Consider the following 21,683-nt stretch of genomic DNA (forward strand, 5'->3'; position numbering starts at 1 on the left):
GACGCCAATTTAGCGAAGGCCCTTACGATTTGACAACAACGCCGTAGATCGATTGATCATTAGGCGTGCAGGAGGCTCAGAAGATGAACGAACAGGTATTACCCGAACAGCCGGATGCGCGCGGCAAAATCACCGCCCGCCCGCCTTCCGGTCACACAGGCAGAATTGTGGGCCGTACGGTGATGTGGCTGTTCTTATTGATTACGGCGATACTGACATTATTTCCGCTGTTGATGACATTGTCCGGTTCGCTCAAGACCGGCGCCGAAATGATGACCGGCGGCAGCCTGCTGCCGGCCAAGCTGCAGTTCGTCAATTACGCCGAAGCCTGGAAGCAGGCTAATTTTGCCCGCTATACCTGGAACAGCGCTTTTGTCAGCATTATGGTTACCGCTGGCACCCTGCTGGTAGCTGCCATGGCGGCTTATGTGGTGGACCGTCGCCAATTTCGAGGCAAATCCCTGTATGTGACGACGCAGGCGTCGATGATGTTTATATCTGTCGGTGCTATCGTGCTGCGCCCGCAATTTGATTTGATGGTCGCGCTGAACCTGAATACCACGCTGTGGGGCGTGATCCTGATTCTGATCAGCGCCCATTCCAGCACATTTTTTATGCTGCTGGGTTTCTTCAAAGCGATTCCCCGAGAGCTTGACGAAGCGGCCATGGTGGACGGCTCCGGCTTTGTCCGAACCTTCTTCCGGATTATTCTCCCGCTCCTGACTCCAGGGCTTGGCGTGGCCGGGCTGTTTGCTTTCCGCCATGCCTGGAACGAATACATTCTGCCGCTGGTGTTCACGATGACGAATCCGCAGCTGCAGACGCTCACCGTCGGGCTGGCGAATCTCCGTTACGGTTCTTCCGCGGCCATGCAGATCCATTTGATGATGGCGGGAGCATGCCTGTCGATTTTGCCGATGCTTCTCGCTTATATTGTGGCGAACAAATCCTTTATTCAAGTGACGGCGGGTTCAGTCAAAGGTTAATTTCATAATTCCATATATAAGGAGTTTGATGCATATGAGCGATATTATAGTGGGACCTTTGTTTTCCAACCCGATCATGACCCGGCATTCCGCGAATCCGATTCTGACTCCGGGTGATGTGCCCTACGGTCCGGCGATGGTCTTTAATGCCGGAGTCACCAAATTTAAAGGCAAATATGTGATGGTTTTTCGCAATGACTACGGTGATGAACTTAAAGGGATTGTTGCCCCTCATCATACAACGAATCTTGGGCTGGCCTTCAGCGATGACGGCATAAAGTGGGATGTGCAGCCGGAACCGTGCTGGTTCTGGCATGATGAAGAGGTCATCCGCGTGTATGACCCGCGTCTAACGGTAATCGGCGAACAATGTTATATGTGCTTTGCGGTCGACACCAAGCACGGGCTCCGCGGCGGCATCGCCGTCACCGAAGATTTCAGATCCTTCGAGGTGCTAAGCCTATCGCTGCCGGATAACCGCAACATGGTATTGTTCCCGGAGCGGATCGGGGGCAAGTACGTCCGGCTGGAGCGTCCGATGCCTGTATACAGCCGGGGCGGGATAGACCGCTTCGACATGTGGATGAGCGACTCGCCTGACCTGAAATACTGGGGAAACTCCAAGCTGCTGCTGGCGGTTGAAGATGTAGCTTATGCCAATGACAAGGTAGGCCCAGGCGCTCCCCCCGTCAAAACGGACAAAGGCTGGCTGACCCTGTTCCATGCCGTGGACATTGATCCCAGCAGAGGCAAGAACGGCTGGGAGGACAGCTGGAAGAAGCGTTATACGTCCGGGATTTTACTGCTGGATCTTGCCGATCCCAGCCGGATCATCGGCAGAGCCGAGACGCCGCTGCTTGCTCCGGAAGCCGATTATGAGACCGATGGGGGCTTCCGCAATCATGTTATTTTTCCTGGGGGCATGATTTTGGAAGATACCGGGGAGGTCAAAATCTACTACGGCGCTGCCGATACCGTAGAATGCCTGGCAACAGCGCATGTAGATGAATTGCTGCATCTTTGTCTGAAAGGCACAGTCCATACGTAATGATGACATGTTAAAGCTATACAGAATGGGGAGGTTTCTATGAAAGGACATATTACGTTGCCATCTGCCAGTATTCCAGTTGCCCGCGAGGTGGATGTGCTTGTCATCGGCGGAGGCGCTTCCGGCATCGCCGCGGCCATTGCCGCTGCGAAAGGTGGAGCGCAAACGATGCTGGTGGAGCAGCGAGGGTTCCTCGGCGGTATGGGTACGGTTGCGCTCGTTCCGGCTTTCTGTCCCTTTACGGATAAGCGGAAGCCGATTATCCGCGGTCTCGGCCTTCAATTGATGGAACGGATGAAGCAGGCATGCGATCCTCAGTACCGTGAGGAATATCAAGAAATGCTGGATTGGGTGCCGATCGATCCCGAAGTGCTGAAACGGGTTTATGACGATGCCATTCTGGAAAGCGGTGTGACGCCGCTGTATCACACCTTTGTTTATGATGTTGTCCGGTCAGAGGATCGCCGGAAGGTTGATGGTGTCGTTATTGTTAACAAAACAGGACGTTCTTTCATCCCCTGCAGGTATATTATCGATTGCTCGGGAGATGGCGATATTGCCGCACTGGCGGGAGTTCCTTTTCAGAAGGGCGGGGAAGCGGGCGAACTTCAGCCCGGCAGCATGTGCTATCTGCTTGCGAATGTGGACCGTCCAACGTTCAGACGTTACCTGGAGGAGAGCGGGGATACGGGCCAACTGCACAAGACGGTGGAGCTGGCGATCGAGGACGGTGCGCTGCCGGAGGGCCGTAAGTCGATCTCCGGCCTTGCCTGGGTCAGCGACGATTTGGTAGGCGTCAACTTCGGCCATGTATTCGGCGTGGACGGCACCCGTGCCGAGGATTTGACACGGGGGGCGATTGAAGGACGCCGCACAGCGGAACGCCAGTTGCAGTTTTTCCGCCGCTATGTGCCCGGCTTTGAGCGCGCCCATATGGTAGCGAGCGGTGAGCAGCTCGGCATCCGGGAGACGCGGCGGATTGAAGGAGACTATATCCTGACGGTCGATGACTTCCTTGCTGCGCGTTCCTTCCCGGACGACATTGCCCGCAACGCATACTACATCGATATTCATCTCGCCAACAGCAAAAGCGAGATGACCTTTAACCATCTGCCGCCCGGGGTTTCACACGGCGTACCGTACCGGATCATGCTGCCGGTTGGCATCGACAATCTTTGGATTGCCGGACGCTGCGTATCCTCGGACCGAGCAGTGCAAGGCTCCCTTCGGGTGATGCCGAACTGCTTCTCCATGGGCCAGGCCTCGGGAACGGCAGCGGCATTGGCGCTGCGGGACGGCACCGGTTCTCGCGGCATTTCCGTAACCGAGCTTCAGCAGCGGCTGCTGGAGCAGGATGTATGGCTGGGAGAAGATTTCATTCCGGCTGAGAAGCAGAAGGAAGGGGGTGCACCGTGAGGCAGCTTCCATTAACGGATGAGTGGTTCCACGGTGCCGTGTCGCTCGAGCACCGGAAGGATGGTATCAAGCCATGGCGGATTCCTTACATGGATTACGAGCTGTACCCGCCTGCGGGAATCGATGGCAAAGCCGAGATATGTGCCGGTGTTCGCCTGCGGCTGCGGACGGACTCCACCGAGGTGGCAGTTTCTTTTGCACCGCTTTCGGACGCCGCCGCCATGGATTGCATGGCAGACGGGGAATTATGCCAGACGCTCAGCCTGCCCGTTGGAGCCACAGAAGCCTTGTTCAGCGGACTTAAGGACGGAATCAAGGATTTGGAGATTTGGCTCCCTCAAAATATAGGAATAACCGTCTCCGGCCTACGGATTGATGCCCATGCCGTCGGAGTCACACTGCAGGATACCCGTCCCCGCTGGATTACGTACGGGAGCTCCATTACCCAGTGCGTCGGGGCTTCCAGCCCCTCCCGCGCTTGGCCTGCCATTGCCGCCGAAGCCTGCGGCTTCAGCTTGACCAATCTCGGCTTCTCCGGCAACTGCCACATGGAACCTATGATCGGGCGTCTGATTCGCGACTTGCCGGCCGATTTTATCTCGATATGTGTTGGCGTGAACATCTATGGCGGGGGCACCATAAGCCCTCGCATGTTCAAGCCGCTGCTGATTGGCCTGCTGGCGACGATACGCGACAAACACAGGGATACCCCGCTGCTTGTCATTTCTCCGATTTATGGCACCGTCCGCGAAAGGCAGCTCAACTCGCTGGGCTTCACCCTGCCCGTCATGCGCGAATTCATCCGCGAGACCGTGGAGCTGCTAAGGGATCGGGGCGATCGCCAGTTATACTATCAGGATGGCTTGAAGTGGTTCGGTCCGGAGGATGAAGCCTTTCTGACGGATGGTCTGCACCCTGGAGCCGAGGGATATGAGCTGCTAGGGCAGCGTTTCCGCAATCTTCAGGAATTTGCGTTACGGGCTGTACATCGAAACGCGGAGTGACGGGTTTCTATAAAATTTGGGATTACCAATGGGAATCATGGCGGATCATTTTTGGACTTTGTTTTGATTGGACGAAAAGAACTTGAAGACCTTAAAGCCGCATCCTATGCGGCTTTTTTGGTATGAAGTATATAAATTCTTCACTGCACTGATTAAAAGATTAACTACTGTCAGGTGCCTTTACAACTTATTTAGCAACGGACGCACCTTTATGGAATATATGATTTATTTAAGGTTGATGAATTGGTATGCTAAACTATTTTTTCGACTGTAATATGAACTATTATACGCGTAAATTAGCGACTTCATATAGCAGCTATTAAATACTCCTATATACCAGATAGAAAAAATGAATTTATAGTCTGGGGAGAGCTGTCGGATTTTAACCATTGGATAATTATAACATTGACATGTGTAGGTTTTTCCAAAATAATAGAATGTAATTGAATACTGGTACCTTTAATTCAGTCCAGAGAGGCTGGCAAGGGCAGCGGATTTTTTATAATCACGCGAGGATCAGTGTGTATTCCGGCAAGGGATGCTCTGCGTCTTCGCGCGGGTTATGATGTGAAGAAGAGGCTACTTGTCAGTTAAGACTTGACGAGTAGCCTCTTTTTTCTGCTTCTTTGGTATCAGAACACTTTAACCTGGAGGTATTCTGATGAGCAAACAAGATCAAGAGTTTTCGTGGCAAGCGGTGCCGAACACGCAGAGAAACCATTTTTGGAAGACGTTATCCGTCATGTTAGGGTTCACATTCTTTTCGGCAAGCATGCTGGCAGGGGGGACGCTCGGAGTCGGCTTAACGTTCATGGAGTTCATTGGAATCGTGCTCGCGGGCAATTTGGCACTCGGCATCTATACAGGAGCGCTGGCGCATATCGCTGCCAAAACAGGCCTCTCCACGCATTTGCTGGCAAAATATGCGTTCGGTGAGAAAGGGTCGTACCTGCCATCGTTCCTTCTTGGCTTCACGCAGGTCGGATGGTTCGGCGTCGGAGTAGCCATGTTCGCGATACCCGTCGCCAAAGCGATGGGTTGGAACGTTTACCTGTTGATCTTCTTGTTTGGTCTCGCCATGACGGCATCAGCCATCTACGGCATGAAGTCGCTTGTCATTCTGAGTTATATTGCGGTTCCGGCCATTGCCATTCTCGGCAGTTATTCCATGTTCGAAGGCGCAGGCTCGCTTGGCGGCCTTCAAGGCTTACTCGATTACACGCCGGAACAGAGCCTCACAGCGGCAGCAGCACTGACCATTTGTATCGGCTCATTCATTAGCGGCGGGACCTTGACGCCGGATTTTGCACGGTTCTCCCAGTCGTCCCGGCAGGCGGTGACCGCGACGGTCCTTGCCTTCTTTCTTGGAAACTCGCTCATGTTCCTGTTCGGCGCAGTCGGCGCAATGGCGTACAACCTGGCAGATATCTCGGAGGTCATGTTCCTGCAAGGCTTGATGATTCCCGCGATCATCGTACTCGGGCTGAACATTTGGACGACCAACGATAATGCGCTTTATGCTTCAGGACTGGGCTTTGCCAACATTACTAAAATTTCAAAGAAATTCTTCGTCATCGTAAACGGCATCGTGGGTACCGTATTGGCCATGTGGATGTACAACAATTTCGTTGGTTTCCTGAATGTGCTGGGTGCGGCGATCCCGTCCATCGGAGCCATCATCATCGCGGACTACTTCTTTGTGAAGCGCAGAAACTATAAACCGTTTGCCGACATGACTTTCAAGAAGGTAAACTGGATAGCGATGGCGGCTTGGGCTATCGGCGTTGCTTTTGCCCAGCTGGCTCCGGGAATAACGCCATTGAACGCACTGATCGGTACGGCAGTGGCCTACATCGTGTTAATGCTGATCGTTCCTGCCAAAGAATCCAATGAAATGAGGAAATCAAATGATTATACAGAACGCAAAATTGCGGGGTAAAGAAGGTTTATGGAATATCGTCGTGAAAGACGGTAAGTTTGGGCATATCACGCAGTCTCTGGAAACAACTGCGAATGAGGAAGTCATTGATGTGGGGGGCTCGCTGGTCCTGCCACCGTTCATTGAACCTCACATTCACCTGGACACAACATTAACGGCGGGCGAGCCGGAGTGGAATTTGAGCGGAACGTTGTTCGAAGGCATCCAGCGTTGGTCCGAACGCAAGGCGTTCCTGACGCATGAAGACGTCAAAACACGCTCTAAAACTGCACTGAAGTGGCAGATGGCGCAGGGCATCCAGCATGTGCGCACGCATGTGGACGTCACCGATCCAAGCTTGACCGCAGTTAAAGCGATGCTGGAAGTGAAAGAAGAAATGGCACCGTACATCGACATCCAGCTTGTAGCATTTCCACAGGAAGGCATTCACTCCTACCCGAACGGTGCGGAATTGCTGGAAGAGTCGCTGAAAATGGGTGTTGACGTGGTCGGCGGTATTCCTCACTTCGAATTCACGAGGGAGTATGGCGTCGATTCGATGAAGGTTGCGTTTGACCTCGCCGAAAAATACGACCGTCTCATCGATATCCATTGCGATGAAATCGACGACGAGCAATCCCGTTTCGTGGAAGTCGTCGCCAAAGAAGCATACGAACGCGGGCTGGGCTCCCGCACGACGGCAAGCCACACGACGGCGATGGGTTCATACAATGATGCATATACGTACAAATTGTTCAGATTGCTGAAGATGGCGGACCTCAATTTCGTCTCCAACCCTCTGGTCAACATCCACCTGCAGGGACGCTTCGACACGTATCCGAAAAGAAGAGGGCTGACTCGCGTCAAAGAGCTGCAGGAAGCCGGTCTTAATGTGTGCTTCGGTCACGATGACATCTTTGATCCATGGTATCCGCTAGGCACGGGCAACATGCTTCAAGTGCTGCACATGGGCATCCATGCTTCGCAGTTGCTCGGTTACGATCAGATCGTGAACTCGATTGATCTCATTACGAAAAACAGTGCAAGAACGCTGCATATCGAGGATGTGTACGGTATTGAAGAAGGCAAGCCTGCCAACTTCATCGTTCTTGAAGCAGAGAACGAATATGAGGCCATTCGCAAACAAGCCGCAGTGCTTTATTCGTTCAGAGGCGGCCGCAAAATCGCCGAAACGAAGCCGCGGGACACGTCGATCGTTTTTGAGGGCGGTTCAGAGCAGGTCACTTTCAATAAATAGTCTATTATGCATTAAATCCGCGGAATTCGCGGATTTTTTTGTTTTAGAAACTTTAGATCTATATCATCTGAAGAAGGCTGCCGACAGCAATAAATCGGCGGCCTATTTATGATATTTTCATCGCTCCCTAAACAGTATCACTTTTTGACATGATTAAAGAATATGATAAACCCATCAAGTAAAAAGAAAATTTAAGAAGACGACAGAGAAATCGGTGCCCGAAGCAACCCGAGGTATTCAGTTTCCTAAAGGGGAATACCTCGTAGTAAAAGGGGAAGGGAAGACGGCTGATGAGTTGAGGAATATGCTTGCTGGTGTTGCCTTTGGTCAAGTATTGCCGGTAGCCAAGAATTTCGCCTATGTTTAGCGGGCCAAATGCAACGGTTGAGATGGGTCAGCGAGACGACCTAGTTTTTGGTGAAATGTGGATTCCCGTTGTCAGGAAATAAAGAGATTAGCGGATGCTTTCAAGCATGTTTTGCACGGAGTAGCATCATAGAATTATAGCTCACAAAACATTCAGGAGGGATAACAATGTCCAATATCATTGATTTTAAAAATGTATCTACCGTTGGTTTAGAATCTTCACCCGTAGCAGAAGCGCTTGCTGGTTTACGAGCGAATGAAGCCCGTTACTTTATGAACAAGTATAAGCATGAATTTACGGTTGTACCCGCCAGCGAGAGCAAGGAGACCCTTGAATATGTGAATCGAATATTGAAAGAAGAACGACATATTGAGTTTTCGGCTAAACCTTTAGAAACGTCGCGTTTTCAAGTGGATAACATCCAATTTGCCTATGTCTTTTATGAGAATGGTCTTGGACTCAATGTCATGTATACGGTTGATGACCCTAAGAAGCGAGCCGTTGGTTTTAAGCTTTCGGAGGGGATGGAGGTACCAGAAGAATTAGAAGGGAAGTTTAAGTTTGCTAGGCAGAAGTCAAAATTAGCCGGAACCATTCGGGGCTCGTTCTTTGTAATTAAGAAAAATTATACTGATGAGGTGGGAACCCATGAATAAAATGACCAGTGTGGAAACAACTATGAAAGTAAATGACCGTCCTGTTGGAAAAAAGGTAACTTATTGGACAGTCACATTGCTGCTTGCGGCAGCTATTATGTTAAGTGGTATCGGACAACTGATGCAATTTGGAGGAAACCTCGAGTTGGTGACGAATCTGGGCTACCCATTATACGTCCTGACCATTCTCGGGATTTGGAAAGTGCTTGGAGCCATCGCTCTCGTCGTGCCAGGTTTACCTCGACTTAAAGAATGGGTTTACGCTGGTATCTTCTTTTTAATGACGGGTGCGGCATTATCCCATGCATTTGCTAACGATTACGGTAACTACGGGTTTAATCTGATCCTCCCGCTTTCATACGCTGCGTTAAACATCTTTTCGTGGGCGCTGCGGCCATCGAAGAGCCGCTTATAAGATTAAAGAAAATGACGGCGTGATTATTCTGGAAGTAGAAAAGTCAATAACGGCAGCCGGATCGGCTGCCGTTATTGACGTACCTGGAGAATTTCGTTGTCCGTTGGGAATTCGACTGTGTCTCGACATCGATGAGAGCAGCTTGCCCTGGCAGCTGCTCTTCCTCTATATTTAAAAAGGAAATTTCTACTGTAAATCGATTCTTTTCATTATAGGGGGCATATCGATGGTCGGGACGATTATCATTTGTTTTTTGGTATTACACATCATCATGGCTGCCATCATGGCGGTTTTCGCTAGGGATGAAAGCATGAGAAATACCATCGGATTCCAAGCTTACACCTCCGAGCCAAAAACGGCTGGAGATTACATTTTTAATGTGCTGTTCTTTCTCCTTGCAGGTGGAGCTTATTATATGGAGTCGATCAATGAACGGATTGCGCAAAAGTTTTGGCTGGTCCGGATCGGCATCCGAATTGCGGTTCTATCCATTGCCATCATCGTTGTTTTTATCCTTGCCATCATCTTTTCATTTTGATTCATCCTTTGCCCTTAGGCTTGCTTTGTAAACACCCACATTTTTGATACATCTCGATAACCCATTTTTAGATATAAAGGATGTCCCATTTGACTAGCAACAAGAACGCTCTGGACAGCGCCTTCCTGCTGGGCATCACAAAGCATTTTTCGGCAAAGTGTTTTCGCTAATCCTTTACCTCTATGTTCTTTTGGTGTAAAGACATTATTCAAAAATGCGGTTTTATCTAGCAGTGCATAGCTTCCAAAAGATGCAGGATACCCGTTTTCCTCAGCAACGTAAAAATGCAGATTTGGATCATTGAATTTCTTGAGATCGATAACAGCCTTATTGAAAAAATGATTGATACGTCGAGCTTCTTCCTCCGTTTTGACACACTTGATGATCTTGTTATCTGGTTCAAGAGACCAGTTATCCAGATATAAAATCATAAGAAACTCTGAACTTTTGATGTTATATCCCTCTGCCTCATAAATACGATGTTCTTCATCTGAAAACACGGTAAGCCAATAGTCTTTTTTTACATCTAGTTTATTTACGGTATCCATAACGTGTGCAAAATTAGAATTATATACGACAAACTCGTCCGTTCTGCCATCAACATGTGTACCAAAAGCAAGATGTTTTATAGAATCGTAATCATATACTTGGGATGCAGGTTGGCGACTACAGGTATATTCACCTCGAACGAAAAAATCAACAGCTTTTTTAAACTCCGTTTCTTTCCACATATAAAAATCCTCCAATTCGCAATATGGTCATTTTCATGCGCGAGATACTCAAGCTGACTATCCCGTTTATAATTGCCTTTAGACATCATTATAGGGATGGCATCAGATGAATAAAATGTATAATCCAATTGATAATTGTTTTATGCATAACACCGACTCACAGGTAAAAGCCGCGAGCCGCTTAATCAATGGGAGGATTAAACATGTGGGAGAATACTGGGCCTAATAAGTATAGAAGGAGGGAAAGAGCACTTTTCCATCGACTAATCGAAGGACAGGGCAGAACATATCCCTACTTCTCAACACGCCAATCTACCTTTTTTAAGATCAATATGATGGAAATCAGCGAAAAGAGCAAGAGTACAAGCGTGTTCCAGGCGACAGACCCGGACCAGCCCGAAATCAGCACCTCCCGCATAGCCTCGGCGGCGTAAGTGGTTGGGAAGAGATAAGAGAACCACTGCAGGATCGCAGGCAATTGATCCATATCCACCATGACTGGCGTCAAAAACGAGATGAACATCATCAGCGCCTGGACCAGCATGTTCGTCAATTGGTGGCTAGGTGACCAGAAGCCGATCAGCACACCTGCGCCAACCACGCTGAAGACGGTAAGCAGCAGTACAGGGACAAGTCCCCAGCTGTAGTGGAATTGAATGCCGTAAGCCAGCTGACCTATCATCGCCAAGATGATAAAAGAGGGGGCGCTCATGATCAAACCGCGCAGCAGATTGGCAAAGATGAAGTTTACCTTCGCAATCGGCAGGGACGAATAGTACGTGAAGTGCCCTTGGTGCTTCTGATAAGATATCTCCTGAGCCATGGAATTGAGTCCCATGACAATTAAGCCGAAGAGCATATTCCCCGTAATAATACGGGTCATGACAGCCGGCGTTGGGTCGACCGTAAAGAATTTGAGAAACAGCAGCGTCGTTAATGGAAACATGCATGCCATGATAAAAATCCAAACCCATGCCTCGCGGATGATCGTGAATTGAATGCGGGCCAGGATCAGCCATTCTGTTATTCTGCGATGGATTACGCTCTGCTGCTCGTGCTCTTGAAGAAAGACCGCTTCTTGCAGTTGCAAGTCTTTGCTTTGCATAGATGGTTGAGTATTTTCCATGTTTAGATCACCTCCGTTTTGTCAGGCTTATCCTGTTCGTCATCGATATGAAAATAGACATCTTCAAGATTCGGCGGGACTAAGGAATATTCTTCAATCGGTAAATGCTGCTTGGTTATGAAGTCAATCGCGTAGCTGGCGTCTTGCTTCTCGATCAGTGCCCGGATACGGTTTTCTCCCGTTTTGGTCCACTGTCCCAGCGCGATTAAGCTTCGGCATACATGATCGCTTTCACCAAAGGAAGTCGTAATTTCCAGCTTCATCCGCTGATCGACCCTTTGTTTTAATACGCTGACATGATCGATGGCGAGCAGCTTGCCGTGATTTACGACAGCTACTCTGTCCACGACCTGTTCGGCCTCCAGCACGTTGTGTGTCACCAAGATTACGGTTACTCCTTGCCGATTCCGTTCTTGAATCAGATCCCATACGAGTCTTCTCTTTTTCGGGTCCAGCTCGTTGGTCGGTTCATCCAGGATCATGACGGGGGAAAAGCCGATCAAGCAAGTTCCTATTCCGATTAAACGCTTCTGTCCACCGGAAACGTTCTTCAGCAGCTTATGACGAAGGTCCTGCATTCCAAAGCGTTCCAACAATTCCTCTGTTTGCTTTACGGCGGACTCTTTCGTCAACCCCCGCAATCTTCCCGTAAAATACAAAGCTTCCCACGTTTTTAAACTGGTCAGGGCGTGAGGCTCTTGCGAGTAGTAGGCTACCTCCTGGGCAACTTGCTTGGTTTGGGTCTTCACGCTGGTTCCTTTATAGCTTACTGTACCTGAGGTGGGAGCAAGGTGTCCTACCATCTGCTTGATTAGCGTGGATTTGCCTGCTCCATTCGGACCGAGCAAACCGAGAATTTCACCTTCTTGCACATCAAAGCTTATGTCATGATTGGCAACAACCTTTCCTTTTTTGTATGTTTTATTCACATGCTCTAATTGATAAATCAGCTTCATCCTTCTTGCCCCTTTCTGTTCGTACTTTGGTTTAAAGATATCGCATAGCTCTGCTAAGGAGTGACGGGCGGCAGAATGGTTTTCGTCTCCGTCTCAGGACGGAGACAGCATGCTGAGCTCCCATATCCAGGGCTTCGATCGGCGGAAAATCAGATCTGATAATAAAAAGTGAAGGGAAATAATTACACAAATAACATTTGCGTTTTGCAAATAATAAGTGTATAACTGAAGGAAGAGGTGAAGAGAACAAATGGAAAGTACACGTGAACTATTTCAGATTATGACACGCCGCTTCGGCTTATTGAACAAAAATTGCTGCACCGTAGGCGGTAATGACATTACGCCGGTTCAAAGCCATATCTTATTCGAAGTCGATCGTCAACATCATCCTTCTATTCAACAAATCGCAGATACATTGGGGACGGATATTACCACTTTTAGCAGGCAGGTACAGGCGTTAATCAAAATGAATCTAATTAAAAAGACACCAGATCCGACCGATCGCCGAGTTTATACACTTTCCTTAACCGCTGAAGGAAAATACGTTGCTACAACGATTGATCACCAGATGAATGCTTATTTTGACGATATTTTTTCGTCAATGACTGAGTTTGAGAAAGAAACCGTCCTGCGCTCAATCAGGTTGATGAATGAAGCCATGGCTAAATCGGATCATTGTTGCAAACCAATAATCGGGTAAAAAATTTTCTTCCCAATTACTTGTAAAATACAAATAAATAGGGAGACTTGCTTAAAATAATGTCAATTGGCGCATCAGCGATTCGCTGTGAGTCATTAACATAAACAATTTTGAATGAAGGAGGATCCGGATGAATTACAATTATTACTATGCTGAGTACATGATGAAGGCACAAGAGATAGAGATACAAAAGAACGCTCGAGAAGCTTGGAAATGGTCTACCGGTAAGTCCGATTCTAAACGGCATCGTATCTTAACCGGTTTTCGCCAACCAGAAGCAATACCGTGCTGTACGCAATCACTTCAGGCTTGCTGCTAAATCCGCAATGAATGCTGCTTGTATCGAAACCAATCCTAAGGAGTGTCTACCATGACAAAGTTAACGAATGATGAAATCCGCCAGAATGTACGAAGCCGATATAAGCAAGTGGCCGTTCAAGAAGCTAGTGCTGAATCGTGTTGCCATCCCAATATACAAGCAACCAGTTGCTGCACTACATCTTCTGATTTTAATACAATTTCAAGCGAATTAGGTTACTCAAATGAAGAATTAGACTCGGTACCTGATGGTGCAAATCTGGGGTTAGGGTGCGGCAATCCCCAAGCTATTGCATCGTTGAAGCCTGGTGAGGTGGTACTGGACTTAGGCAGCGGTGGTGGGTTTGACTGCTTTTTAGCGTCCCGGCAGGTGGGGGAGACAGGGTCAGTGATCGGTGTGGACATGACGCCTGAAATGGTTAGCCGGGCTCGTAGCAATGCAACTAAGGGGAATTTCGTGAATACAGATTTTCGTTTAGGGGAAATTGAGCATCTTCCGGTTGCCGATAACATGGTGGACGTCATCATCTCGAATTGTGTAGTGAATCTTTCGCCGGATAAGCAGCAGGTATTTCATGATTCCTTTCGCGTTCTTAAAAAAGGCGGCCGATTAGCGATATCTGATATTGTAACGACAGCAGAGCTTCCTCCAGAAATAAAGGACGATTTGAATGAACTGTATTCTGGCTGCATTTCAGGGGCATCATCAATCGACGAAATTGAGGCCATGCTCCGTCAAAGTGGATTTACAGATATCTCCGTTGAACCGAAGGATGAGTCCAAAGCTTTTATTAAAGATTGGATTAAGGGATCCAATATCGAGGATTACATCGTTTCAGCGGTAATCAAGGCAATTAAGCCTTAAATTAGGGTGCGGTTATGAGTATCTTAAGCCCCCCGTAACAGGCCGTATCCGCATCAATTATCCTAGGAGTTATATTTTGTTATCCATATGTGCGGGATCAGGGATCTTCACAGATTGGAGGATAACAAGATTTTATGGCGAATCATGGTAGAAGCAACAAAGTTGTATTACAGGAGGCTGTGACATGTTGAAACTGTTCGAGTATAACTGGCAAGTTCGCAAAGATTGGTTTGACTGGTGCGATACGGTGAGTGAGGAAGAACTGTTGAAAAGACGGACCGGGGGCATAGGAAGCATTCTCTATACACTCTATCACATCGTGACCGTTGAATATGCCTGGTTGTGCGGGGATTTACAAGGAAAAGAGCTGGACATCCCTTCGTTCGAGGATTGTGCCAGCGTACAGGGATTAAGAGATTATTCGGCACGATGCCATGCGGAAATTGCACCCTTCATCTACGCTTGGAATGATAGCTTGGAAGACCGTATCATGTATGATACAAACCAAAACGGAGAGCAGGAAAGCTTTACATTCGGTGAAGTGATGCGACACGTGATTGCCCACGAAATTCACCATATCGGTCAATTGTCAATATGGTCTCGAGAAATCGGAAAGACGCCGGTTACAGCAAACTTGATTCGTAGAGGGTTATTCGATAAGTCGCGGTAGAATGTAGAAACATGTCGCTATACAAGAATAAAGTACCATGCAAAGTCGCTAATTTAGCGGCTTTTTTTATGGTAACGATGTTTGTGCGACGGAGTTGGAAAAGCAGATATGTATAGAATTGCTTTTCCAGGGAAATTTAATTCAATCCGTATGCGAAGGAGCTGAAGTAAAGAGTATGATCCATCCCAAAGACGACTATGGGGTATTAGGCAATAAAATCGAAGTGGATTCGGATGTGAACGAGGATCGTAATCGAGAAGAGCAGTTGGATGACTCCTTTGAGGCCTGGTATGGGGATATCAACGATCAGGTGAAGCAAAAGCTGGATCTCACGCGCGTTCCGCAAGACAGTGTTTTTGATTCTGCCGTTGGCATGGATGAGGATCCATCCCAGGATTAAGAGCTTAACCATGATAAACAGGGGCTGCCGTGGTTCCTTCTTCAAATAGACATCTTCCGGGTTTGATATGAACTGCAGTGCTTCATCAAAATGAAAGGTTCATCCACGTCATTATCGCCTCAGGAGCCGTGGTGACTAAGCATGTGCCGGACAACATGATGGTTGTTGGTGGTAATCCAGCGAAAGTGATTAAAGATTGAAGTATAAAAGATAGTAGTAAGGTCGAGGGACAAGTACATTGTCCCATTGAAAGTCGCTATATTAGCGGCTTTTTTTGCATTGAGGTACAAGATCTTGTTCAGAGGCTAGCTGGCAGAAGTAGAGGGCTTACTCAAGTGATCATGTGGGCAATCGCAGAAATGATTTGCAGCAAAAAAGTGAAAAATTGCGCAAAAAAGATTGAATAATTTGCTAAATCAGTATAAGATTTCAACAAAGGGGAGGTAAGCGCTTTCCAAAACTATAACAGACAGGTGTTATGCCGATATGAAAATAACTTTAAAAGACATTGCTGAGCATGCCAATGTATCTATTTCTTCGGTTTCGAGGGCTTTAAACAACGCAAACTCGCCAGCACTTGTAAACGACCAAACTCGTCTGCGAATTATTCAAGTTGCCAAGGACCTGGGTTACTATAAGTTTAAAAATAAACTGCAAAAAAACGAAAAATTTTCAGAGAATGAAAAGGTCCCAAAGAGAGTGGAACTTGTTTTATATGATGTAAAAGCTAAATACCAGGATCCATATTTTTCAGAAATTATATACGGAATCGAAAGTGAATTACTTGATCAAGAATGTATATTGGACTTTACATTTGAGGTGCAGGATATTTTCAATTTCAATTTATTTGGGGATATGAACGAGAGTGACTTAGGAGTTATTTGTATCGGACCGCTTAAGCATGATTTTATAAATGAGCTGAATAAGCAGGTTCCATTTGTTATATCGGTGGGCGAAATACCTAAGTTGGAAATGGATTACGTTACGGTGGATTTTCGTCATGCGGCAATGCAAGCAGTTCAATATTTGGTAGATCTCGGTCATCGAAATATTGCATTTATTGGCGGAAGCTCACAATTTGGAATGCCGATTGACCAAGAAGAACGTTTCTATGGTTATAAAGAAGCGATGGAGTTGAACCATCTTAAAATTGTTCCGGAGTGGGTTCAAGACGGCTGCTTTGATCTGACCAAGAGCTATGAAGCCATGAAAAAAATTTTAAACACGCAGAGTCCGCCTTCGGCCGTATTTACAGCTAGCGACAAAATGGCATTCGGGGCGTATAAGGCAATTGGTGAATATGGGCTATCGATTCCCCATGATATATCTGTTGTTTCTTTTGATAATGTCGAAATGTCAGAATTCATTAACCCTCCGTTAACAACGGTACAGGTACACAAGGAGGAAATGGGGAGAATCGCAGTCAAATTCCTGCTTCAGCGCATGGAAGGGGGGATACCTTTGCCATTGATCAGCTATTTGCCGACAAAACTTATTGTTCGCAGTAGCTGTACCGAGAAAAGCGAACTGAAAAATATATGAAGGTTTTGAGGAGGGTATAATAATGAAAAAAATAATTGCTTGTCTCGGTTTAGCCGCTTGTATGCTTATCCCCCTGGTTGCTCCAGCGCACGCACAATCAGCACAAGGGGACACAAATGCATATGAAAAAAAACCAAAAGCAACCTTTCAAGTGATCAGTGACCTGCATATTAGGGATACATCGTTCTCTCATAACAAACTATTGAAAGCGCTTCAAGATCTTCATTCCGCTGATCCGCTGGTAGATGCTATGGTCATCAACGGAGATATAACGAATAACGGTTTTCCCGAAGAATATGCGAAGGCTCGCGAACTTCTTGATCAATCTCCTAAACCGAAGAATCTGTATATGACCATTGGGAATCATGAGTTTTTTAATGGAGAAGGAAATGAAGTGAACACAAGTCGGTTCGCAGACTTTATCGAAGAGGAGCATGTGTACTACGAGAAAATCGTGAAAGGCTATCCTTTTATATTTCTAGGCTCTGAAAGCTGGGGGCCCGTCGATTCTCCCACCAAAGACCATGCCTATCTGAGCGACGAGCAGTTGAATTGGCTGGAAGATACTTTGGAGAAGCGCAGTAATAGCGAGAAGCCTATGTTTGTTTTTCTTCATCAGCCTCTTTCCGCTGTACATGAAACAGCAGAAAAGCGTCTAACTGATCTCTTCTCGAAGTATCCGCAAGTTATTTTATTCACTGGCCATACTCATCGGGATATGCGACTTCCAAATATTAACCTAACGCAGAATAAATTTACGAGTATCAATACAGCTTCTGTTTATTATACAACCTTCGCACCAACAGTAAACTGGGATGAAAGCCAAGGATTGTATGTGCAAATTTACGATGACAGGGTCGTTGTCCAAGGACGCGACTTTTACCGTAAGCAATGGATTCCCGAAGTGCATTACACGATAGATGTTCAATCGGCAACAACTTTTTCTTATCGTAATAACTATGTTATTCCGGGTGAACCTACCCTATTAACCTCAACCTTTACAAATTATGGACAAAACACAATCGAGGCCATTCAATTGGACTTAACGGCCCCTGATGGTTGGAGCGTAGAGGCAGTAAATGATCCTCTGGTCACGAATCTTTCTCCTGGAAGTTCGATTGAAACGGATTGGCGTGTGACGCCCCCAGATACTGCTGAGCCTGGATTCGCAAATTTAAATGCCACCGTTTCATTTGAATATGGGGAAAATAATAAGCAATCAGAGTGGAGTGCCGACTCCATAGTCTGGATACCAGAACGGCTCCCAACTGAAGATTCTTATGTAAGTGATGTGGAATGGATTCATTCCGCTAATCATTGGGGGCCCGTAGAACGGGATCAGAGTAACGGTGAAAAAGCAAAAGACGACGGAAAAACCATAACCATTGGCGGTGAAAAATATACGAAAGGCTTAGGTGTACATGCGAATGCTGAGATTGCTTATTATATAGGCGGCAACTTCTCAACGTTTGCCGCTGATATCGGAATCGATGATGAAGTGGGGAATAGAGGGTCGGTCGTATTTCAAATTTGGGCAGACGACGAGAAAGTATATGACAGCGGGCTTATTACCGGATCTGATTCCGTCAAAAAAGTTCATGCGGATATCTCCGGTGCAAACGTACTGAAGCTGGTCGTTACTGATGGCGGAGACGGCACTGGCTACGACCATGCGGATTGGGCAAATGCTCATATTGCTAGATCCGATGTAAACCGTTAGGAAGGCTAATATCCGCTGTTACAAAGGCTTAGTGCAAAACATATTTGAATTTGAACAACGGATAACAAGGATTTGACTATAATTGCCGGATACAAAACATGCTCCCGTTGAAAGTCGCTAATTTAGCGGCTTTTTTCCTTTAAGGGTGCAAGTTCTTGTCCCCATGGATTAACGGCAGGATAGTTGAAAACGTACAATCGACATCAGAACAAACGCTATTGACAATCCATCTACTGCGTGTTACTTTATAGCTGTAGTATGTATTACTTTATACCAGTGATACAGAATAGCAACGGGAAAAAATTAACGAGTTAAAGGAGATAAAATAATGAATTTTTGGGAGAAAATCACCGGCAGCGACATGAATAAGGAAATGAAAGCTTTTGAATTGAGAGCCAAAAAGTTACCACCTGATTATCAAGCGGCATGGGAAAAAATTAATGCGCATCTTTGGCCGCACTCAGATTTCACCGGTCGCAACCTCATGCCCATTCTTGACGGTGTGCTTGGCCTGCTCGAAGAAACGGCGGCAGACGGACAGAGTATCGAAGAGGTTTTGGGTGACGATATCAAAGGCTTCTGTTCAGCGCTGGCCGGCATCGATGAGGCAAAATCTTTTCGCGACAAGTGGCGCAAGCAACTCAACGACAATATCGCTAAAAAATTAGGTAAATAGGAGGATGAAAATGAGAATTCAAGATATCATTGAAGGCAAAAAAGAGTGGCGGGCGCACGTGGCGCGTGTCAAAGCGCTCCCGAAAGATTATCAGATTGTTTATAAAGAGATTCAAAAATATCTCTTTAAGGTCGGTCCTGTTGAGCTAACGGACGGGACGGGTTTGCTTTCGGGGATAATTGATCTTTTTGAAGAGGGTGCGGCCTTAAGGAAAGGCGTGCTCGAAGTGACGGGCAGTGACGTAGCGGCTTTCTGCGACGATCTAATCAAAGATTCAAAAACTTACGCTGACATCTATCAAGAATCTCTGGATCAAGAGGGTAACAAAGCCATAAAGAAGGTTACGGATAAAACAAAGTAAAGTGGGATATCAGTCTGGAAACAGCAATTGAAGTGAAAGGTCATTTACAGATTTCCAACGGAAGAAGAATGTTCTTATCTTCTAACAGTATAATTCTATAATATGGTGTTCTGCTTACGAATCACATCGGGACATGAAACCGTCGAGTCGGTGAAGGAGGATTCTATGAATATTACGGGTATACAATCTGATTGGAAAGTGGAAAAGATCGAATTCGCCAAGTTAACGGGAGAACGAGCCAGAAGCGCGGGGGCCAATGGCAGGATCGGCATTCATGGCAAAAGCTGCACAGTGGATATCGCCAGAATAACGATCGATGGACAAACAGGGTACGGTAGCTCGATTCATATGACGCCGGAATGGGCCCAAGACATCATAGGCCGCCGATTGCTTGACTTATTCGATGACCGGGGCAGACTGCTCGAAGCGTATCGTTTGCAATTGGAATACCCAATGCTCGATTGGTTAGGAAAGAGACAAGACAAACCCGTGTATGACTTGGTGTCCGGTGCCCACATGGAAAGAGGAGTCCCATTGGTTGTTCCCTGCTATGATACCTCACTGTACTTCGACGATTTGCATTTGCCCGATGAGAGGACCGCAGTCGCGTTGATGCAGGAAGAAGCGATGCAAGGTTATGCGAAGGGCCAACGTCATTTTAAGATAAAGGTTGGCCGTGGCGGACGCCATATGCCACTCTGGGAAGGGACGAAACGAGATATCGCAATTGTTCGGGGGATCTCGGAAGTGGCAGGTCCCACAGGTAAGATCATGATCGATGCGAATAATGCATATAATTTGAACTTAACCAAAGAGGTCTTGGAGGCTTTAGCGGATGTAAATCTGTATTGGCTGGAAGAAGCGTTCCATGAGGATGATGCCTTGTACGAGGATCTGAAGGAGTGGCTCCGGCAACGTGGGCAGAATGTGCTTATCGCGGATGGGGAAGGGCTTGCCTCACCGCATCTAATTGAGTGGGCGACACGCGGCCTTGTCGATGTGCTGCAGTACGATATCATCAGGCCCGGTTTCACGCATTGGATGGAATTAGGTGAGAAACTGGATGCCCATGGTTTGCGGACTGCGCCTCATTGTTACGGAAATGCCTATGGTATTTACGCGTCTGGACATTTGTCAGCCGCGGTGCAGAACTTCGAATTTGTGGAATATGACGACATTACAATCGAAGGAATGGATGTATCAGGCTATCGAATCGAAAACGGAGAGATTTATATTCCGGCCACGCCGGGTTTCGGAATCGTCTTCGACGATGAACTTGTAACTAACCTTATAAAGCGATCCGGCTGGTCCTGATGTCGAGGTACAACTGCATGGTTTTTATTGAAAGTCGCTATTTTAGCGGCTTTTTTATTTTATCGGTACAATTTCTTGTCTCGAGCCGGGGACAAGGAACTGTACCGATTACCGAAATGGACATAACTTATACGATTAGCTATCGAGTCATTACGTTCAGAATAGGGGGCCGGCGAATCCGTTTAAACGTGCTATGACGCCGATTTGACCGACATGGTACGACTCATGATCGAAAACATGATGGATAATCCATCGTAGCGTCGGCGGCGAAGGCGGTTCCCAACCGTCTGAAAAACGAGGGAGCTCTACAACTGGCTCGCGTTCATCGTATTCCATAAAGTCGAGTTTATGGTCTGTATGGTCTCGAATGTCGATATATGCCTGCAAAATATGCTGAGGACGATCCAAGACTCGTTGAAGTCGTCGCTCTCCCTTAAGTACGATCACGTTAATCCATTCGTCTTCGCTGCGCGCGATGTGCTCAACGATCCAAGCGATCGAATTCGGATGATCCGGATGCCTTGCATGCCACTGTTCCTCAGTCAATTGATTTAAATAAGGGATCAATATCTTTCTTGCATCGTTTCGATAAGGAAAAAAGGTAGTGAGCTTCATAAAATCCTCCAAGAAAAATAGAGTTGTTACAGGTATTTACTACCATGTGTCATTGTAACTTATTTTTAGAGATGGGAACAACT

The 21,683-nt window shown here is 47.1% G+C and carries 23 protein-coding genes and 2 pseudogenes; 21 read left to right on the forward strand and 4 right to left on the reverse strand.

Annotation, left to right across the window (positions count from 1 at the left end; genetic code table 11):
- The first annotated feature begins 83 nt into the window (after nt 1-83).
- From ACPV3A_RS23215 to ACPV3A_RS23265, 11 genes and pseudogenes are all read left to right on the forward strand, one after another.
- A complete protein-coding gene (locus ACPV3A_RS23215) occupies nt 84-986 on the forward strand; it encodes a carbohydrate ABC transporter permease (RefSeq protein ID WP_220685061.1) in 903 nt (300 codons plus the stop codon).
- A gap of 34 nt (nt 987-1,020) precedes the next feature.
- Nucleotides 1,021-2,034 carry a glycoside hydrolase family 130 protein gene (locus ACPV3A_RS23220; RefSeq protein WP_194542964.1) on the forward strand — a complete coding sequence of 338 codons (1,014 nt, stop codon included), beginning with the start codon at nt 1,021-1,023 and terminating at the stop codon, nt 2,032-2,034.
- A gap of 39 nt (nt 2,035-2,073) precedes the next feature.
- Nucleotides 2,074-3,450 (forward strand): FAD-dependent oxidoreductase, encoded by a 1,377-nt coding sequence (locus ACPV3A_RS23225; protein ID WP_426201457.1) that lies wholly within the window; start codon nt 2,074-2,076, stop codon nt 3,448-3,450.
- Nucleotides 3,447-4,454: an SGNH/GDSL hydrolase family protein gene (locus ACPV3A_RS23230; protein WP_426201459.1), complete on the forward strand. Its 1,008-nt coding sequence runs from the start codon at nt 3,447-3,449 to the stop codon at nt 4,452-4,454. The genes ACPV3A_RS23225 and ACPV3A_RS23230 overlap by 4 nt, the downstream gene beginning before the upstream one ends.
- A 661-nt stretch (nt 4,455-5,115) precedes the next feature.
- Entirely contained in the window at nt 5,116-6,393 is a 1,278-nt protein-coding gene (gene codB / locus ACPV3A_RS23235; RefSeq protein WP_426201461.1) for a cytosine permease, read from the forward strand.
- A complete protein-coding gene (locus tag ACPV3A_RS23240; RefSeq protein WP_426201462.1) occupies nt 6,362-7,630 on the forward strand; it encodes a cytosine deaminase in 1,269 nt (422 codons plus the stop codon). The genes codB and ACPV3A_RS23240 overlap by 32 nt, the downstream gene beginning before the upstream one ends.
- A gap of 226 nt (nt 7,631-7,856) precedes the next feature.
- Nucleotides 7,857-8,079, forward strand: a pseudogene (locus tag ACPV3A_RS23245) (effector binding domain-containing protein); the annotation flags it as partial.
- Between the two features lie 85 nt (nt 8,080-8,164).
- Nucleotides 8,165-8,653: a phage tail protein gene (locus tag ACPV3A_RS23250; RefSeq protein ID WP_426201464.1), complete on the forward strand. Its 489-nt coding sequence runs from the start codon at nt 8,165-8,167 to the stop codon at nt 8,651-8,653.
- Nucleotides 8,646-9,068 carry a DoxX family protein gene (locus ACPV3A_RS23255; protein ID WP_426201466.1) on the forward strand — a complete coding sequence of 141 codons (423 nt, stop codon included), beginning with the start codon at nt 8,646-8,648 and terminating at the stop codon, nt 9,066-9,068. The genes ACPV3A_RS23250 and ACPV3A_RS23255 overlap by 8 nt, the downstream gene beginning before the upstream one ends.
- A gap of 19 nt (nt 9,069-9,087) precedes the next feature.
- On the forward strand, nt 9,088-9,243 hold the full coding sequence (locus ACPV3A_RS23260) for a hypothetical protein (RefSeq protein WP_339293991.1): 156 nt from the start codon (nt 9,088-9,090) through the stop codon (nt 9,241-9,243).
- A 51-nt stretch (nt 9,244-9,294) separates the two neighbouring features.
- On the forward strand, nt 9,295-9,606 hold the full coding sequence (locus ACPV3A_RS23265) for a hypothetical protein (protein WP_426201468.1): 312 nt from the start codon (nt 9,295-9,297) through the stop codon (nt 9,604-9,606).
- Between the two features lie 14 nt (nt 9,607-9,620).
- Here the strand turns inward: ACPV3A_RS23265 and ACPV3A_RS23270 are convergent, their stop codons facing one another.
- The 3 genes from ACPV3A_RS23270 to ACPV3A_RS23280 all read right to left on the reverse strand — a co-directional run bounded on the left by ACPV3A_RS23270 (nt 9,621) and on the right by ACPV3A_RS23280 (nt 12,419).
- A complete protein-coding gene (locus ACPV3A_RS23270; protein ID WP_426201470.1) occupies nt 9,621-10,337 on the reverse strand; it encodes a GNAT family N-acetyltransferase in 717 nt (238 codons plus the stop codon).
- 292 nt (nt 10,338-10,629) lie between these two features.
- Complete coding sequence (locus tag ACPV3A_RS23275) at nt 10,630-11,463, reverse strand: ABC transporter permease (protein WP_194542955.1); 834 nt, start codon at nt 11,461-11,463, stop codon at nt 10,630-10,632.
- 2 nt (nt 11,464-11,465) lie between these two features.
- On the reverse strand, nt 11,466-12,419 hold the full coding sequence (locus ACPV3A_RS23280) for an ABC transporter ATP-binding protein (protein WP_426201473.1): 954 nt from the start codon (nt 12,417-12,419) through the stop codon (nt 11,466-11,468).
- A gap of 250 nt (nt 12,420-12,669) precedes the next feature.
- Between ACPV3A_RS23280 and ACPV3A_RS23285 the strand changes: the two genes are divergently transcribed.
- The 10 genes and pseudogenes from ACPV3A_RS23285 to ACPV3A_RS23330 all read left to right on the forward strand — a co-directional run bounded on the left by ACPV3A_RS23285 (nt 12,670) and on the right by ACPV3A_RS23330 (nt 20,985).
- Nucleotides 12,670-13,119, forward strand: coding sequence for a MarR family winged helix-turn-helix transcriptional regulator (locus tag ACPV3A_RS23285; protein ID WP_194542953.1), 450 nt, complete (start codon nt 12,670-12,672; stop codon nt 13,117-13,119).
- Between the two features lie 370 nt (nt 13,120-13,489).
- A complete protein-coding gene (locus tag ACPV3A_RS23290; RefSeq protein WP_194542952.1) occupies nt 13,490-14,302 on the forward strand; it encodes an arsenite methyltransferase in 813 nt (270 codons plus the stop codon).
- A gap of 184 nt (nt 14,303-14,486) precedes the next feature.
- Complete coding sequence (locus ACPV3A_RS23295; RefSeq protein WP_194542951.1) at nt 14,487-14,972, forward strand: DinB family protein; 486 nt, start codon at nt 14,487-14,489, stop codon at nt 14,970-14,972.
- Between the two features lie 175 nt (nt 14,973-15,147).
- A complete protein-coding gene (locus ACPV3A_RS23300; RefSeq protein WP_194542950.1) occupies nt 15,148-15,372 on the forward strand; it encodes a hypothetical protein in 225 nt (74 codons plus the stop codon).
- A gap of 104 nt (nt 15,373-15,476) precedes the next feature.
- Nucleotides 15,477-15,572: pseudogene (locus ACPV3A_RS23305) on the forward strand (acetyltransferase); the annotation flags it as partial.
- 286 nt (nt 15,573-15,858) lie between these two features.
- Nucleotides 15,859-16,914, forward strand: a complete 1,056-nt coding sequence (locus ACPV3A_RS23310; protein WP_426201476.1) for a LacI family DNA-binding transcriptional regulator — start codon at nt 15,859-15,861, stop codon at nt 16,912-16,914.
- A gap of 22 nt (nt 16,915-16,936) precedes the next feature.
- Complete coding sequence (locus ACPV3A_RS23315) at nt 16,937-18,634, forward strand: NPCBM/NEW2 domain-containing protein (protein ID WP_426201478.1); 1,698 nt, start codon at nt 16,937-16,939, stop codon at nt 18,632-18,634.
- Nucleotides 18,635-18,962: 328 nt separating this feature from the next.
- The gene (locus ACPV3A_RS23320) at nt 18,963-19,310 is read left to right on the forward strand and encodes a DUF1048 domain-containing protein (RefSeq protein WP_426201480.1); all 348 of its coding nucleotides are present in this window, start codon (nt 18,963-18,965) and stop codon (nt 19,308-19,310) included.
- A gap of 10 nt (nt 19,311-19,320) precedes the next feature.
- The gene (locus ACPV3A_RS23325; protein ID WP_426201482.1) at nt 19,321-19,671 is read left to right on the forward strand and encodes a DUF1048 domain-containing protein; all 351 of its coding nucleotides are present in this window, start codon (nt 19,321-19,323) and stop codon (nt 19,669-19,671) included.
- 165 nt (nt 19,672-19,836) lie between these two features.
- Nucleotides 19,837-20,985, forward strand: coding sequence for an enolase C-terminal domain-like protein (locus ACPV3A_RS23330; RefSeq protein WP_426201484.1), 1,149 nt, complete (start codon nt 19,837-19,839; stop codon nt 20,983-20,985).
- Between the two features lie 156 nt (nt 20,986-21,141).
- Here ACPV3A_RS23330 and ACPV3A_RS23335 read toward each other — a convergent pair whose 3' ends face one another.
- Nucleotides 21,142-21,600, reverse strand: coding sequence for a DinB family protein (locus ACPV3A_RS23335; protein WP_220685075.1), 459 nt, complete (start codon nt 21,598-21,600; stop codon nt 21,142-21,144).
- Nucleotides 21,601-21,683: the final 83 nt, after the last annotated feature.

This window comes from Paenibacillus sp. Dod16, from assembly GCF_049893405.1.
GTDB lineage: Bacteria > Bacillota > Bacilli > Paenibacillales > Paenibacillaceae > Paenibacillus_AQ.

What these genes read in the sequence shown, in the direction of transcription:
- ACPV3A_RS23215 (WP_220685061.1), top strand. Translation starts at nt 84, where the DNA reads ATGAACGAACAGGTATTACCCGAACAGCCGGATGCGCGCGGCAAAATC.
- ACPV3A_RS23220 (WP_194542964.1), top strand. Translation starts at nt 1,021, where the DNA reads ATGAGCGATATTATAGTGGGACCTTTGTTTTCCAACCCGATCATGACC.
- ACPV3A_RS23225 (WP_426201457.1), top strand. Translation starts at nt 2,074, where the DNA reads ATGAAAGGACATATTACGTTGCCATCTGCCAGTATTCCAGTTGCCCGC.
- codB (WP_426201461.1), top strand. Translation starts at nt 5,116, where the DNA reads ATGAGCAAACAAGATCAAGAGTTTTCGTGGCAAGCGGTGCCGAACACG.
- ACPV3A_RS23240 (WP_426201462.1), top strand. Translation starts at nt 6,362, where the DNA reads ATGATTATACAGAACGCAAAATTGCGGGGTAAAGAAGGTTTATGGAAT.
- ACPV3A_RS23250 (WP_426201464.1), top strand. Translation starts at nt 8,165, where the DNA reads ATGTCCAATATCATTGATTTTAAAAATGTATCTACCGTTGGTTTAGAA.
- ACPV3A_RS23255 (WP_426201466.1), top strand. Translation starts at nt 8,646, where the DNA reads ATGAATAAAATGACCAGTGTGGAAACAACTATGAAAGTAAATGACCGT.
- ACPV3A_RS23265 (WP_426201468.1), top strand. Translation starts at nt 9,295, where the DNA reads ATGGTCGGGACGATTATCATTTGTTTTTTGGTATTACACATCATCATG.
- ACPV3A_RS23270 (WP_426201470.1), bottom strand. Translation starts at nt 10,337, where the DNA reads ATGTGGAAAGAAACGGAGTTTAAAAAAGCTGTTGATTTTTTCGTTCGA.
- ACPV3A_RS23275 (WP_194542955.1), bottom strand. Translation starts at nt 11,463, where the DNA reads ATGGAAAATACTCAACCATCTATGCAAAGCAAAGACTTGCAACTGCAA.
- ACPV3A_RS23280 (WP_426201473.1), bottom strand. Translation starts at nt 12,419, where the DNA reads ATGAAGCTGATTTATCAATTAGAGCATGTGAATAAAACATACAAAAAA.
- ACPV3A_RS23285 (WP_194542953.1), top strand. Translation starts at nt 12,670, where the DNA reads ATGGAAAGTACACGTGAACTATTTCAGATTATGACACGCCGCTTCGGC.
- ACPV3A_RS23290 (WP_194542952.1), top strand. Translation starts at nt 13,490, where the DNA reads ATGACAAAGTTAACGAATGATGAAATCCGCCAGAATGTACGAAGCCGA.
- ACPV3A_RS23295 (WP_194542951.1), top strand. Translation starts at nt 14,487, where the DNA reads ATGTTGAAACTGTTCGAGTATAACTGGCAAGTTCGCAAAGATTGGTTT.
- ACPV3A_RS23300 (WP_194542950.1), top strand. Translation starts at nt 15,148, where the DNA reads ATGATCCATCCCAAAGACGACTATGGGGTATTAGGCAATAAAATCGAA.
- ACPV3A_RS23310 (WP_426201476.1), top strand. Translation starts at nt 15,859, where the DNA reads ATGAAAATAACTTTAAAAGACATTGCTGAGCATGCCAATGTATCTATT.
- ACPV3A_RS23315 (WP_426201478.1), top strand. Translation starts at nt 16,937, where the DNA reads ATGAAAAAAATAATTGCTTGTCTCGGTTTAGCCGCTTGTATGCTTATC.
- ACPV3A_RS23320 (WP_426201480.1), top strand. Translation starts at nt 18,963, where the DNA reads ATGAATTTTTGGGAGAAAATCACCGGCAGCGACATGAATAAGGAAATG.
- ACPV3A_RS23325 (WP_426201482.1), top strand. Translation starts at nt 19,321, where the DNA reads ATGAGAATTCAAGATATCATTGAAGGCAAAAAAGAGTGGCGGGCGCAC.
- ACPV3A_RS23330 (WP_426201484.1), top strand. Translation starts at nt 19,837, where the DNA reads ATGAATATTACGGGTATACAATCTGATTGGAAAGTGGAAAAGATCGAA.
- ACPV3A_RS23335 (WP_220685075.1), bottom strand. Translation starts at nt 21,600, where the DNA reads ATGAAGCTCACTACCTTTTTTCCTTATCGAAACGATGCAAGAAAGATA.